This is a genomic window from Erwinia sp. STN24 (genome assembly GCF_041320675.1).
GTDB classification, from domain to species: Bacteria; Pseudomonadota; Gammaproteobacteria; order Enterobacterales; family Enterobacteriaceae; genus Erwinia; species Erwinia aeris.
Window position 1 is genome coordinate 1 of record NZ_JBGGPM010000008.1, and the last position, 14912, is coordinate 14912.

Genomic DNA, 14912 nt, shown 5'->3' on the forward strand with positions numbered 1-14912 from the left:
AAGTGAAACGCCGTAGCGCCGATGGTAGTGTGGGGCCTCCCCATGCGAGAGTAGGGAACTGCCAGGCATCAAATTGCAACAGCCCCGACCTCACGGTCGGGGTTTTTTGCGTTTGTGGGCCGGGAAAAAGCGGCCCCGCAGCGGATAAAGCGCGCAGGGGCCCGGAATCTCCCTTTACGGCCCGGCTGCGGGCCAGTGATGCCCTACTTACTGCTGTTCTTCTAACCAGTTTAAAATAAAGTCTGTAACCATAATTGCGTTATTAATATCCAGCAAGGGCACAGGCAAAGAGAAAGCAGAATCTGCGGCAACCGCAATAACGTGTTCATCAAACAGCTCGCTGAAACGCTGTTCGCTCCCTCCACGCCACAGCACTATTTTGGGCACCGGCTCATGTTTAAAACCTTCCACTAAAATAATATCTGTCAGAGAAGGATCCATACGGCTGGCGAGAAAGCGAAGATCCGGCTCATTATGCTCAGGCGTTTCGGTAATCAATGCCCAACGCTGCGGATTATAAACCATCACCTGATCGGCTCCTGCCTTACGTAATTCATAGCTATCCTTGCCGGGCGTATCGATATCCATATTATGATGGGTATGCTTGATCAGGCCTGTACGGATCCCTCGCTGTTTTAAAATGGCAATAACCTGCTTTAACAGCGTCGTTTTGCCTGTCCCGCTCCAGGCCGCGATGGCTAAAAGGGGGATCATCCGCGTTCTCCTGCAATAAGATCTTCATAACGATTAATATTATTAAACGCGTCAGGACAATCGTTAAAATCCACGCTGTGTCCGCCTGCCTGCTGGAGAAAAATCATCACCTTCCGTTCTCCCTTTGTCAGAAAGCTTTTCAGCTGCTCAATTAAACTGACATGCATTAATGCCAGAGTGGGATGATCGCGTCCGTCAGATTTAGCCCAAACCACAGGTGCATCCCGTTTAGCCTGCCACAGGCGAGAAACTAAATCTTCTGGCAGTAAAGGGGTGTCACAAGAGACAAAAACCACCCATTCCGTCTCGATTTTTTCCAGCGCTGCCAGCATACCGGCTAACGGCCCCGGAAAATCCGGCAGCGTATCGGTTATAACCGACAGGCCGGTTTGCTGATAGACAGACAAATTACGGTTGGCGCTGATACACACACGGCTGACCTGAGGTCGTAGGCGACTCAGAACGTGCTGATAGAGCGGTTTTCCCTGATACAGCACCAGCCCTTTATCTTCGCCGCCCATGCGGCTGCCGCGCCCGCCTGCAAGAATGACGCCTGTAATCGAAACGGTATCTGAACCGCAAAAACGCATAAGCTGTAGACCCTCTTTTTTTGTGGGATTAACCCTGCTACCGTAGCGGAACCCGAATCTCACAGGAACCCTATTATGAAATGTCACCGTCTTAACGAGTTAATTTCACTGCTGCAGCCAGCCTGGCAACAGGAACCCGACCTGAATTTAGTGCAATTTTTGCAGAAAATGGCGGATGAGGCAGGATTTACTCAGCCCCTGGCCGACCTGAGCGATGACGTGCTGATTTATCATCTTAAACTACGCAATGCTGACAAAAGCGAAGCTATCCCGGGCCTGCAAAAAGATTATGAAGACGATTTCAAAACGGCGCTGCTTCGCGCGCGCGGCGTTATTAAAGATTAACTGCCGCTGTTCATCCGACGTACCGGCGATTAATGGTATCCTCAATGCATGACGATTATCGATGAGTACGCCGGATGACTGAACCCGCCTTTAACTTTCAAAACCTTAATCCTGATACGATCCTGGATGCGCTCTGGGAAACGGGCATCCGCGTTGAATCGGGGCTTACCGCGCTGAACAGCTACGAAAATCGGGTATATCAGTTTTCCGACGAGGACAAAAAGCGTTACGTGGTGAAATTCTATCGCCCTCAGCGCTGGTCTTCGCTGCAAATCGAAGAAGAACACCGGTTTACTGCCGAGCTGCTGGCTGATGAGGTCCCCGTGGCCGCACCGCTTGTGCTGCAAGGGCAAACGCTACATCAACATAACGGCTACTGGTTTACCGTTTTCCCCAGCCTGGGAGGACGGCAATACGAAACGGATAACTACGACCATCTGGAATGGGTTGGTCGTTTTCTGGGACGTATTCACCAGACGGGACGTAAAAAAACCTTTGATGCTCGTCCGACCTTTGGTCTGGAGGAGTATATCCACGAACCTCGTCAGGTGCTTGAATCCAGCACGTTGATCCCGGCCAAACTGAAACAGAATTTATTGGCAAGCGTCGATCTGCTCAGCGCAACTTTACAAAAGTGCTGGCATACTCAGTGGCAGCCGCTTCGTCTGCACGGCGATTGCCATCCCGGCAATATTCTGTGGCGCGATGGCCCGCTGTTTGTGGATCTGGACGACGCTCGTAATGGCCCTGCCGTACAGGATCTATGGATGCTGGTTAACGGCGATCTTCAGGAGCAGCGTATTCAGTGGGATATCCTGCTGGAAGCCTACGGTGAATTCTGCGAGTTCGACACACACGAATTGTCACTGATTGAGCCTTTACGCGCTATGAGGATGGTTTATTATCTGGCGTGGATTGTGCGCCGCTGGGAAGATCCGGCGTTTCCGGCCAGCTTTCCATGGATGACGGACGAAGATTTCTGGCGCAGACAGATCGCTATTTTCAATGAGCAGACCCGGCTGTTGCAGGAGCCACCGCTGCAGCTGATGCCTGCATTCCAGGGCTGATCGCCTTTTCCGGTCAGCCTCTTTTGCTGTTAGGAGAGAGTTTCCAGATGAAAAAGATTTTATTCGCGCTGATTGGTGTTTTTCTGGCGTTCAGCGCTTCTGCTGCCCAGTTTACCGATGGACAGCAGTACGTCACGATACAGAAACCTGTTACCGGCGAGCCTCAGGTTGTGGAGTTTTTCTCTTTCTTCTGCCCGCACTGCTATGAATTCGAACACGTCTGGCACGTTAGCGACGCGGTGAAAAAAGCCGTGCCTGCCGGCACTAAAGTGACTAAATATCACGTTGAATTCCTCGGCGGCGAAATGGGCAAAGTGGTGACTCAGGCATGGGCCGTTGCCATGGCGCTGGGTGTGGAAGATAAAGTCACTGCTCCGCTGTTTGAAGGCATCCAGAAAACCCAGACCATCACCGATCCGGCCAGCCTGAAAGCGGCCTTTGTGAAGGCAGCCGGCATCAAGCCGGAAGAATACGATGCGGCCTGGAACAGCTTTGTGGTGAAATCGCTGGTAGCCCAGCAGGAAAAAGCAGCGGTCGATGTCGATCTGCGCGGCGTGCCGGCGATGTTTGTTAACGGTAAATATATGGTTAACAACGGTGGCCTGGATACCAGCTCGATGGATAATTACACGCAGCAATACGCTAACGTCGTAAAATTCCTGTTAACCCAAAAGTAAGCCATATTTTGACGCAGCGAGGGTTTCAACCTCGCTGTGTCGGTTAAACCGCCTCTTCATTTCCTCGTCAGATCAAAATTCTTCCGATCGCTTTTTCTTGCTAAAGATCCACCAGATCGTTTAGCCGCTAATTTATATCCACATTAATGCAAATTACCTTTGGGCAAGGATCCTTAGCGGTTAAATATTTAAGTTATTGAAAATTATCGATTTAAATAATTGGTATAGCCCGGTACGCCAGCTGTATTAATATGTTATGAAATTTACGCACAAAGTTATCCACAGGAAGCGTTTGCGAAACAGGCCGCAAAACAAAGGCGTGTCGCCCGGAGATATTTCATATTTCCGGTATAGCTGTGGCATCCTTACCCTATAGTGAAATTTAACCCGGAATGTGACAAACCTATGGCACAAATTGCAGAAAACCCGCTTATTCTGGTAGATGGCTCGTCCTACCTGTATCGCGCATATCATGCGTTTCCTCCGCTGACCAACAGCGCCGGCGACCCTACCGGCGCTATGTACGGCGTGCTGAATATGCTGCGCAGCCTGCTGCTGCAATATAAACCCAGCCATGTTGCGGTCGTTTTCGATGCCAAGGGCAAAACGTTTCGTGATGAACTTTTTGAGCACTACAAATCCCATCGGCCGCCTATGCCGGACGATCTGCGTGCGCAGATTGAGCCACTGCACAATATGGTCAGGGCAATGGGACTGCCGTTATTAGCGGTATCGGGCGTGGAAGCCGATGACGTTATCGGTACCCTGGCGCTGGAGGCGGGTAAAAAGGGCATACCCGTTTTAATCAGCACCGGCGATAAAGATATGGCGCAGCTGGTCACGCCAAATATCACCCTTATCAACACCATGAATAACGCTATTCTTGGCCCGGACGAGGTGGTGGAGAAATACGGCATTCCACCCTCGCTGATTATCGATTTTCTGGCGCTGATGGGCGACGCTTCGGACAATATTCCGGGCGTGCCGGGCGTAGGCGAGAAAACGGCGCAGGCGCTGTTACAGGGACTTGGCGGTATTAAAGATATCTATGAGAACCTGGATAAAGTCGCCGATCTCTCCTTCCGCGGTGCCAAAACCATGGCGGCTAAGCTGGAGCAAAACAAGGAGGTCGCTCTCCTTTCTTACCAGCTGGCCACCATCAAAACTGATGTGCCGCTCGATGCAGGCTGTGAAGAGCTGATCGTTAGCGAGCCTGCTGTCGAAGAACTGCTGACGCTGTTCCGTCGCTATGAATTCAAACGCTGGATCACCGATCTGGAAGAGGGTAAATGGCTACAGGGGAAAAAGGGCGGCGCTGCTGCACAGAAAACCCTGGCGGAACAGCCGGAAAGCCCGCAGCCTGAAGCGACCAGCATTCTGGCGACGGATGGCTACGTCACTATCCTTGACGAGGAGACCTTTGCCGACTGGTTGCAAAAGTTACAGGCAAGCGAGCTTTTCGCTTTTGACCTGGAAACCGATTCGCTGGATACGTTGAGCGCCAATATCGTCGGCATCGCTTTCGCTGTGGCGCCGGGTGAGGCCGCTTACCTGCCGGTTGCTCACGACTACCTCGACGCACCTTTGCAGCTCGATCGTAAAGAGGTGCTGGCGCGCCTGAAACCGCTGCTGGAAGATAAAAAACTGTTCAAAGTTGGTCAGAACCTGAAATACGATCGCGGCGTGCTGAACAACTATGGTATTGAACTGCACGGTATTAAATTCGATACCATGCTGGAATCCTACGCGCTAAACAGCGTGGTGGGCCGTCACGATATGGATACGCTGGCTTCACGCTGGCTGAACCATAAAACCGTGACCTTTGAGGAAATCGCCGGGAAAGGTAAAAAGCAGCTGACGTTTAATCAGATTGCCCTTGAGCAAGCGGCGCACTATGCGGCGGAAGATGCGGACGTAACGCTACAGCTGCATCTGAAAATGTGGCCGGAGCTGGAAAAAGAGCAGGGGCCAAAAGAGGTTTTCGAAAATATCGAAATGCCGCTGGTGACGGTGATCTCCCGTATTGAACGTAACGGCGTGCTGATTGACCAGGCTATCCTTGCCAAACATTCTCAGGAGCTGACCACGCGTCTGGCAGAGCTGGAGCAGAAAGCGCACGAGCTGGCGGGTGAGCCCTTTAATCTTTCCTCTACTAAACAGCTGCAAACTATTCTGTTTGAAAAACAGGGGATTAAGCCAACCAAGAAAACGCCCGGCGGCGCGCCGTCCACCAGCGAGGAAGTGCTGGCCGAACTGGCGCTGGACTATCCGCTGCCAAAAGTTATTCTGGAGCACCGTGGCCTTTCCAAGCTGAAATCAACCTACACCGACAAACTGCCGGTAATGATTAATCCGCTGACCGGCCGCGTGCACACTTCTTATCATCAGGCGGTGACGGCCACGGGACGCCTTTCTTCTACCGATCCTAATCTGCAGAACATTCCGGTACGCAATGAGGAAGGACGTCGTATCCGCCAGGCCTTTATCGCTTCTGAGGGCCATCAGATCCTGGCGGCGGACTACTCGCAAATCGAGCTGCGTATTATGGCGCACCTTTCTCAGGACAAAGGGTTACTGAGCGCCTTCTCGGCAGGAGAAGACATTCACCGTGCCACGGCGGCGGAAGTGTTTGGCATGGCGCTGGATAAGGTGACGGGCGAGCAGCGTCGCAGCGCAAAGGCTATCAACTTTGGCCTGATTTACGGCATGAGCGCTTTTGGTTTGTCGCGTCAGCTTAATATCGGCGCGGGCGAAGCCAGAAAATACATGGATCTCTATTTTGAACGCTATCCTGGCGTGCTGGAATATATGGAAAGCACGCGCCAGCAGGCGGCGGAAAAAGGCTATGTCTCTACGCTGGATGGTCGTCGTCTTTATCTGCCGGACATTAAAGCCAGCAACGCGATGCGTCGCAAAGCGGCCGAGCGGGCAGCAATCAACGCGCCAATGCAGGGCACGGCTGCCGATATCATCAAAAAGGCTATGATTGCCGTCGACGGCTGGCTGACGCCGCAGGCTAATCCTGATGTGAAGATGATCATGCAGGTTCACGATGAACTGGTATTTGAGGTGAAAACGTCGGAAATCGAAGCGGCAACGGTGAAAATCCGCGAGCTGATGGAAAACAGTATGCAGCTGGACGTGCCGCTGCGTGTCGATGTGGGCGTAGGGCATAACTGGGACGAAGCGCATTAATCTGAGGCCGGGCTAAGGCCCGGCTTTATCAATGTGATGCCAGAAAGCGCTTTAGCCTGTCAATTAATGAGCGCTTATAAGCGATAACACCGTGCATAACGCCAGCGCTAACCTGTTATCGCTCAAACATTTTTTTTGCGCCTTCGCTACCTGAAAACTATTTTTCTGTGAAGTGTATTCGATAAAAAAGGGAATTTTGTGAAACGGGGCGGTAAAAAATCCTTTTGAGGCCTGAAAAAATCATGTAGAGTTGAAGATGTAGGGTACAGAGGTAAGATGTTCTATCTTTCAAACCGTTTACTTCACGTAACCGGATTTGGCTGAATATTAGCCGCCCCAGTCGTTATGACTGGGGCGTTTTTTATTGGGCGTCGTTCAGCCGGATATCAGGCTTCTGGTAACGTTTCTTCCGTCGCTGGTGGAATTTCACTGAACCAGCTGTCCAGTTTCAGGCGCAATTTATCGACGCCCAATTTCTTAAGCGAAGAGAAAGCTTCAACCTGTACATCGCCGACGAACCCTTTAGCGGCTTCGCGTACCAGATTTAACTGCGCTTTACGCGCGCCGGAAGCCAGCTTGTCCGCCTTGGTCAGCAGCACCAGCACCTGAATGCCGCTCTGTACCGCCCATTCAATCATCTGCCGATCCAGATCCTTCAGCGGATGACGGATATCCATCAGCACAACCAGCCCTTTCAGACACTGACGCATCTGAAGATATTCTGCCAGCGAACGCTGCCATTTTAACTTCATCTCTTCCGGCACTTCGGCATAGCCATAGCCAGGCAAATCCACCAGGCGATAGCCTTCGGTGACCTGAAACAGGTTAATCAGCTGGGTGCGGCCGGGCGTTTTACTGGTACGGGCCAGGCTCTTCTGATTGGTTAGCGTATTCAACGCGCTGGATTTGCCGGCATTAGAGCGTCCTGCAAACGCCACTTCAATACCGATATCGGCTGGAAGGTGGCGGATGTCGGGCGCGCTGGTGACAAAGTGGGTAAGGTTATAATTCCAGCCAGACAAGTTAGAAACTCCAGATAATAAGAACAATTGCGCAGAGTATACCCTGTATGGATTAAAAGCGCCCAGCCGCACGCGGCGCGGCGGTGGCTTTGTAAGAGATTGGCTATACTTTTTGCCAGAACTTTACCTTTTCTTTCCAGCTTTTAAAAATTAAGTTATTTAAAATCAATAGCTTATTATTTTAAGGCCAAACATTAATAAATTTTTTCGTAACTTACCTTGTGAGTTTCTCCATATAGTCTACATTTGTTGTCAGAGCCAGGATGGCTCACTTCAGGATGAAGCGCTCAGGGGGATGCCAGGAAGGTACTGAGCAGGGAAGGAAAGTGTCGGGGAACGGCTCATCTGAAGGGAAAGGACTGCGTCCACGGAGGACGGCATGGCAAGGGAAAACCGGGAAGTTGGATGCCAAAAAGGATGCTGACTTAGTCAGTCCTTCTGCGGAAGGTGCGAAAAAAGGCGACAGGGTGACCTGGCGCCTTTTTTCTTTGTCTGCTTTCTGCTAGATTCCGCCGCAATTCTATACTGAAGATAAACAGTCTGAGAGCAGAAACCATGAAGCAACCTGTACGCGATTCGCAGAAAAAACCGGCGGCAAAAGCGAAGCGTAAAACGCGCGATGAAATCAACACGGAAGCGCGCGATCGTAAACGCGATAAGAAACATCGCGGCCACGCCTCCGGCAGTCGCGCTAACCCCGTAGCGGCGACAAAGAAAAACGGCGAAAGCGCTAAAGAGAAAGATCCACGTATTGGCAGTAAAACGCCGGTAGCGCTGGGCGCTGCTGCCGCGCAGCCCGCGAAAAAAGCTAAGCCGGTGAAAAAAGCCGAAGAGAAGAAACCCCGTCTGACGCCGGAAGAAGAGCTGGCGAAGCTCGAAAACGACGAGCGGCTGGATGCGCTGCTGGATCGGCTGGAAAATGGCGACACCCTGAAAGCAGAAGAGCAGGCGTGGCTTGACCAGACGCTGGATCGCATCGACACGCTGATGGAACAGCTGGGGATCGCGCTGGATGACGAAGTCGAAGATGAAGAAGCTGAAGAGGATATGTATCGCCTGCTTAAAGGCGGTAATTAATCCCGGCGATGCTTTTCGGACTTACTTAAAGGACGGCGCCAACGGGCGCCGTTTCTGCATAAGGTATCTCTGCCAATGATTTGGCCTGGATCAATTTACCTGCTGATTCTGTTCTGCTGCCTGCTCTGGATGTTGGGTAAACTACGGCGTCTGTCCCGGCTGAAAGCCCGGCTACGCAGACCGACCGTCCTGCCGACAGCGCCTCCGCGACGGTCAACACGCCAATGCAGGAGAGAATATCGTGACGCAGACAATTGAGTGGGATCCCGTCCTGCTGCAAAAATATAATATCTCGGGTCCCCGTTACACTTCTTATCCTACCGCGCTGGAGTTCAGCGAGGCTTACCGCGAAGCCGATTTTATCCGTGCCAGCCAGCGTACTCCCCATCGCCCGCTGTCGCTTTATATTCATATTCCTTTCTGCCATCGCCTTTGTTACTTCTGCGGCTGTAATAAAGTCGTTACCCGTCATCAGCATAAAGCTGACGACTATCTGGAAGCTTTAGCCGTAGAAATCGCCAGTCGCGCCGCGCTTTTCCGCAACCGAACCGTGACACAGATGCACTGGGGCGGCGGCACGCCTACTTTTCTCAGTAAAGCGCAGATTTCCACACTGATGGCGCTGCTGCGTCAGCACTTTGCCTTCAGCGACGAGGCGGAGCTTTCCATTGAAATCGATCCGCGAGAAATTGAAGCGGACGTGATCGATCATCTCTTTGCCGCAGGTTTTACCCGGCTGAGCATGGGTGTGCAGGATTTCAATAAAGAGGTGCAGGAAAAGGTTAACCGCGTACAGGATGAGCAGACTATCGTCGCGCTTATCGAGCGGGCAAAGCGGGTGGGCTTCAGCTCTGTTAATCTCGATTTGATTTATGGCTTACCGAAGCAGACGCCGGAAAGCTTTGCCTTTACCCTGCAAAAGGTCATTGCGCTGAACCCCGACAGGCTTAGCGTCTTCAATTATGCGCATATGCCCGCGCACTTTGCCGCGCAGCGGAAAATTAAAGAGGCCGATCTGCCCGATCCCCAACAGAAACTGACCATCCTGCAACAGTCCATTGCCGCGCTGATGGCCTCCGGCTACCAGTTTATCGGTATGGACCACTTTGCCAGACCGGAGGACGAGCTGGCCGTTGCCCAGCGGGAAGGCAAGCTGCATCGCAACTTCCAGGGGTATACCACGCAGGGAGACAACGATCTGCTGGGCCTGGGCGTCTCCGCCATCAGTATGATCGGCGGCGGCTATGCGCAAAACCAGAAAGGGCTAAAAGAGTGGTATGACGCCGTGGCTAAGCAGGGTACGGCGCTCTGGCGCGGCGTAGAGCTGTCGGGCGACGATATCCTGCGCCGCGAGGTGATTAAAACGCTGATGTGTAATTTCTCGCTGGATTTCGCCGCTTTTACCTCGCACGGCGTCACCTTTACCGACTATTTTGCGGAGGATCTGGCGCTGCTTGAGCCGCTGATTGCAGACGGGCTGGTGGAGCGCAGCGAGAAAGGCCTTCAGGTCACTTCTAAGGGGCGCCTGCTGGTCAGGAATATCTGCATGTGCTTTGACCGCTATCTACGCCAGCAAACGCGCCTACAGCAGTTCTCGCGGGTGATCTGAAAAGAGGCGAGCATAAAAAAGCCGGAAACAAAAACGTTCCCGGCTTTTTAGTGCTGAAATTTTTGGCGCCTCAGCCTGGAAATTTCAGCATCGCTGCGCACAGCACGGCGGCCATAGCCGTTTGCGGCAGATGCGCGGCACCCGTCTGCGCGTAGTGCGTCACCACATGAATTAACGATTCCAGCATTATCTTCCTCCCCGATAACGGTTCAGAATGATACTGACTGATACCGATGTGTAAAGTCGCAAAAGCATAAAAAATGCGCGAATCGACGTTTTTTTATGCTTCTTCTGCTTTACTCCATACCCAGCTCTTTCAGCTTGCGGGTCAGCGTGTTTCGCCCCCATCCCAACAGTCGCGCCGCTTCCTGCTTGTGGCCTTGTGTATGACGCAGCGCGGTAGTCAGCAGCGTGCGCTCCATCTCTGGCTGTGCTTCCGATAACAAGTTTTGATGACCGGAACGCAGCGCGCGATCGGCCCACTGCGCCAGCAGCGTCGCCCAGCTGTCGGGCAGTGACTGCACGGGATTGTCCGGCGTGGCGGTTTCAAACAGCTCCGGCGGCAAATCCTGGATCAGCACTTCCTGGCCGGCGGCCATCACCGTCAGCCAGCGGCAGGTATTTTCCAGCTGGCGCACGTTGCCTGACCAGTGCAGGCGGGTCAGCGCCGTTTCGGTTTCGGGATGCAGAATTTTTGCCTCGACGCCCAGCTCGCGTGCCGCGACCTGAAGGAAATAGCGCGCCAGACGAGGGATATCCTCACGACGCTCCCGCAGCGGCGGCAGATGCACGCGGATAACGTTCAGGCGGTGAAACAGATCCTCGCGGAATTTGCCTTCCTGTACCCGCAGCTCCAGGTTCTGGTGCGTGGCGGCGATGATCCTGACGTCGACTTTGACCGGCGCATAGCCGCCGACGCGATAAAACTGGCCGTCGGCCAGCACGCGTAATAAACGAGTCTGCACATCCAGCGGCATATCGCCAATTTCATCCAGAAACAGCGTGCCGCCGTCGGCCTGTTCGAAACGTCCCTGACGGATTTGATTAGCGCCCGTAAATGCGCCTTTCTCATGGCCGAAAAGCTCCGACTCAATCAGATCCTTCGGGATAGCCGCCATGTTCAGCGCGATAAAAGGCGCCTTCGCGCGCGGGCTGTGGCGATGCAGCGCGTGCGCCACCAGCTCTTTGCCCGTGCCCGACTCGCCGTTGATCAATACGCTGATTGAAGAACGCGAGAGGCGGCCGATAATACGAAACACGTCCTGCATCGCCGGCGCTTCGCCGATGATATCGGTAGTCGGGCCGCTGACCGGCTGGTTGCGCGGCTGCTGCTGCTCCTGATAGTGGCTGATCGCGCGTTCCACTAACGCCACGGCTTCATCGATATCAAAGGGTTTTGGCAGGTAATCGAATGCGCCTTGCTGATAGGCGCTGACGGCCGCATCCAGATCGGAGTGTGCGGTCATAATAATTACCGGCAGCATCGGATGACGTTGCTTAATTTGTTTCAGTAACGCCAGTCCGTCCATGCCGGGCATACGAATATCGGAAAGCAAAACGTCCGGGGTTTTGGTGGCAAGCGCGTCCAGCACCTCGCTCGCGCTGTCAAACGTGGCGCAGTTTAAACCGGCTCCAGTAAGCGCGCGTTCAAGCACCCAGCGGATGGAGCTATCGTCATCGACGATCCAGACTATCCCTCGTTGCATAGAAACCTCACTGGCGAATAGGCAAATAAACGGAAAATTCGGTGTGGCCAGGCCAACTGTTAAATTCTATTTTTCCCGAATGCTGATCGATCAGGCTGCGGGCGATCGACAGGCCTAAACCGGTGCCGCCTTCGCGGCCGCTCACCATCGGGTAAAACAGCGTGTCCTGTAGCTGAGCCGGAATGCCGGGGCCGTTATCTTCAATATCGATACGGGCCACCAGGCGATAGCGGACGCCGTGCAGCGTTAGCTGAAATGCGGTGCGGGTGCGCAGCGTAATGGCACCGCCTTTTTCTCCCAGCGCCTGTAGCGCGTTACGCACCACGTTTAGCAGCACCTGTTCGATTTGGTCCGGGTCATGCGGCAGCTCCGGCAGGCTGGGGTCGTAATCTCTGATCAGCGTAACGTTATCGGGCAGCTCCATTGAGACCAGGTTAACCACGCGCTCGGCGACCTGATGGATGCTTTGCGTAACGTGCATGCCCGGCTGCTGCGGGCCAAGCAGGCGATCCACCAGGTTACGCAGGCGATCGGCCTGTTCGATAATGACTTTGGTATATTCCGTTAAGGCCGGGTCAGGCAGGGCTTTTGCCAACAGCTGCGCCGCGCCGCGTAATCCTCCTAACGGATTTTTAATTTCATGCGCCAGCCCGCGAACTAAATCCCGTGCGGCGACCTGTTGAGCATGCTGAAGCTGTTCCTGACTGAGGCGACGCTGATTGTCCATCGGCGCCATTTCCAGCAGGATTAGCCCGTCCGGCAGCAGCTGCGCCGTTAAAGACATAATATGCGCGCGGCTGTCGACGACCAGCGTAACCTCGCTGTCGGTAAACCCCTGACCGGCATTCAGACTCTCGCGCATCACCCCGATGTTCAGGGAAAAATAGCCCATCAAATCCGGCAGCGGCGTGCCAAAGAGCTTGCGGGAGCTTTGCGCCAGCAGTTGCTGAGCGGCGGGATTGGCGTAATGCACCACCAGTTCGCTGTCGACCAGCAGTATGCTGTTAATCAGCGAGTTGAGGATCTGCCCGGCATCGGGCTGCGTGCCTGTTGCCATAACAGCGTTCTCCTGCACCATTTTAGTGCATTATAGTCATGGAACCTGAAATTCGTCTCTCTGCGCGTGGCGCTCACGGCGAAAAAAGCCCATCCGGAGATGGGCTGAAAATTTCCACGGCAACACTATCTCCGGCGTTCGTTACGCTGCGGCCCGTGTTCACCCGAATCACTGAGCCTGCCGTAGCCGCTTTAACGCGACGAGTCGCCGGAGTCAGAAATCAGACGCTGTAGTACAGTTCGAACTCAACCGGGTGCGGCGTCATGCGAACGCGATCCATTTCAGCCTTGCGCAGGTCGATGTACGCATCGATGGTGTCGTCGGTGAACACGCCGCCACGAGTCAGGAACTCACGGTCTTCGTTCAGCGCGTTCAGCGCCTCTTCCAGCGAGCCGGCTACTTTTGGAATTTCAGCTTCTTCTTCCGGCGGCAGGTCGTACAGGTTTTTGTCCATCGCGTCGCCAGGATGGATCTTGTTGATGATGCCGTCCAGGCCAGCCATCAGCAGCGCGGCGAAGCACAGATATGGGTTAGCGGCTGGATCCGGGAAGCGGGCTTCAATACGGCGCGCTTTCGGGCTGGCAACCACTGGAATACGGATAGAGGCGGAACGGTTACGGGCAGAGTAGGCCAGCATAACCGGCGCTTCGTAACCCGGAACCAGACGCTTGTAGGAGTTGGTAGTCGGGTTAGACAGCGCGTTGATCGCTTTAGCGTGCTTGATCACACCGCCGATGTAGAACAGGGCCATTTCAGACAGGCCGCCGTATTTGTCGCCAGCGAACAGGTTGGTGCCGCCTTTGGACAGGGACATATGGCAGTGCATACCGGAACCGTTATCGCCAAAAATTGGTTTTGGCATAAAGGTCGCGGTTTTGCCGAAAGCGTGCGCCACATTGTGCACGACATATTTGTAGATCTGAATTTCGTCGGCTTTTTTGGTCATGGTGTTGAAGCGGGTGGCCACTTCGTTCTGACCTGCGGTCGCCACTTCGTGGTGATGAGCTTCAACAACCAGACCCATCTGCTCCATGGTCAGACACATAGCAGAACGGATGTCCTGTGAAGAGTCGACCGGTGGCACCGGGAAATAGCCGCCTTTCAGGCCCGGACGGTGGCCTTTGTTGCCGCCTTCATATTCTTTGCCGGTGTTCCATGCCGCTTCGATATCATCGATAGCCACGTGAGAGCCAGAGGTGGTCGCGCCGAAACGCACATCGTCAAACAGGAAGAATTCTGGCTCCGGGCCAAACAGCACGGTGTCCGCAATGCCGGAAGAACGCAGGAAATCTTCGGCGCGCTTGGCGATAGAACGTGGGTCGCGATCGTAGCCCTGCATGGTGCCTGGCTCAAGGATGTCACAACGAATGATAAGCGTAGAGTCTTCAAAGAAAGGATCCAGGACCGCGGTGGTCGCGTCCGGCATCAGCACCATGTCGGATTCGTTAATGCCTTTCCAGCCGCCGATGGAGGAGCCGTCAAACATTTTGCCTTCTTCGAAGAAGTCAGCGTTAACCTGGTGAGCAGGAATGGTAACGTGCTGCTCTTTACCTTTGGTGTCAGTGAAGCGCAGGTCAACAAATTTGACTTCATGCTCGTTCATCATCGACAGAACGTGTTCAGCGGACATACTTAACTCTCCTGGATTTGTCATGGTCGTCGGTTAGAGAACTTTCGCGGTGCGCTTTGCTTATCTCGCCCAGCCGACCGATAATTATGTTCTCTGACTGCTTAGCAACCGTTGTGGAAACTGGCCTCTTTCGCTTGTTATAATTAAAGCGAAAACTATGCCAACTTTCTTAATTGATGAAAAAAGCGCTATGATGCGCCCTCTCGTGAAACGGGAGCTGCAC

General features: G+C 53.7%; 13 protein-coding genes. 6 read left to right on the forward strand and 7 right to left on the reverse strand.

Annotation, left to right across the window (positions count from 1 at the left end):
• Window positions 1–207 precede the first annotated feature (207 nt).
• A complete protein-coding gene (mobB, locus tag ACA373_RS19810) occupies window positions 208–714 on the reverse strand; it encodes a molybdopterin-guanine dinucleotide biosynthesis protein MobB (RefSeq protein WP_370734986.1) in 507 nt (168 codons plus the stop codon).
• Window positions 711–1304, reverse strand: a complete 594-nt coding sequence (gene mobA / locus ACA373_RS19815; protein WP_370735002.1) for a molybdenum cofactor guanylyltransferase MobA — start codon at window positions 1302–1304, stop codon at window positions 711–713. The genes mobB and mobA overlap by 4 nt, the downstream gene beginning before the upstream one ends.
• 75 nt (window positions 1305–1379) lie before the next feature.
• On the opposite strand from mobA, the gene ACA373_RS19820 reads away from it, so the two are divergent.
• The 4 genes from ACA373_RS19820 (at window position 1380) to polA (ending at window position 6588) form a co-directional block, all read left to right on the forward strand.
• On the forward strand, window positions 1380–1649 hold the full coding sequence (locus ACA373_RS19820; protein ID WP_125290661.1) for a YihD family protein: 270 nt from the start codon (window positions 1380–1382) through the stop codon (window positions 1647–1649).
• Between the two features lie 74 nt (window positions 1650–1723).
• Window positions 1724–2716, forward strand: coding sequence for a serine/threonine protein kinase (locus ACA373_RS19825; protein WP_301253376.1), 993 nt, complete (start codon window positions 1724–1726; stop codon window positions 2714–2716).
• Window positions 2717–2763: 47 nt separating this feature from the next.
• Window positions 2764–3393 carry a thiol:disulfide interchange protein DsbA gene (gene dsbA, locus ACA373_RS19830; RefSeq protein WP_253456921.1) on the forward strand — a complete coding sequence of 210 codons (630 nt, stop codon included), beginning with the start codon at window positions 2764–2766 and terminating at the stop codon, window positions 3391–3393.
• Window positions 3394–3798: 405 nt separating this feature from the next.
• The gene (gene polA, locus ACA373_RS19835) at window positions 3799–6588 is read left to right on the forward strand and encodes a DNA polymerase I (RefSeq protein ID WP_253456923.1); all 2790 of its coding nucleotides are present in this window, start codon (window positions 3799–3801) and stop codon (window positions 6586–6588) included.
• Between the two features lie 386 nt (window positions 6589–6974).
• On the opposite strand, the gene yihA is transcribed toward polA, so the two are convergent.
• Window positions 6975–7610 (reverse strand): ribosome biogenesis GTP-binding protein YihA/YsxC, encoded by a 636-nt coding sequence (gene yihA, locus ACA373_RS19840; protein ID WP_253456926.1) that lies wholly within the window; start codon window positions 7608–7610, stop codon window positions 6975–6977.
• Window positions 7611–8165: 555 nt separating this feature from the next.
• On the opposite strand from yihA, the gene yihI reads away from it, so the two are divergent.
• The gene (yihI, locus tag ACA373_RS19845) at window positions 8166–8687 is read left to right on the forward strand and encodes a Der GTPase-activating protein YihI (RefSeq protein ID WP_253456928.1); all 522 of its coding nucleotides are present in this window, start codon (window positions 8166–8168) and stop codon (window positions 8685–8687) included.
• A gap of 238 nt (window positions 8688–8925) precedes the next feature.
• A complete protein-coding gene (gene hemN, locus ACA373_RS19850; RefSeq protein ID WP_301731004.1) occupies window positions 8926–10296 on the forward strand; it encodes an oxygen-independent coproporphyrinogen III oxidase in 1371 nt (456 codons plus the stop codon).
• 70 nt (window positions 10297–10366) lie between these two features.
• Here hemN and ACA373_RS19855 read toward each other — a convergent pair whose 3' ends face one another.
• The 4 genes from ACA373_RS19855 to glnA form a co-directional block, all read right to left on the reverse strand.
• Entirely contained in the window at window positions 10367–10483 is a 117-nt protein-coding gene (locus tag ACA373_RS19855) for a YshB family small membrane protein (protein ID WP_148101258.1), read from the reverse strand.
• A 109-nt stretch (window positions 10484–10592) separates the two neighbouring features.
• On the reverse strand, window positions 10593–12002 hold the full coding sequence (gene glnG / locus ACA373_RS19860; RefSeq protein ID WP_253456931.1) for a nitrogen regulation protein NR(I): 1410 nt from the start codon (window positions 12000–12002) through the stop codon (window positions 10593–10595).
• A gap of 7 nt (window positions 12003–12009) precedes the next feature.
• Complete coding sequence (gene glnL / locus ACA373_RS19865) at window positions 12010–13059, reverse strand: nitrogen regulation protein NR(II) (RefSeq protein WP_253456934.1); 1050 nt, start codon at window positions 13057–13059, stop codon at window positions 12010–12012.
• A 220-nt stretch (window positions 13060–13279) separates the two neighbouring features.
• On the reverse strand, window positions 13280–14689 hold the full coding sequence (gene glnA / locus ACA373_RS19870) for a glutamate--ammonia ligase (RefSeq protein WP_253456937.1): 1410 nt from the start codon (window positions 14687–14689) through the stop codon (window positions 13280–13282).
• Window positions 14690–14912: the final 223 nt, after the last annotated feature.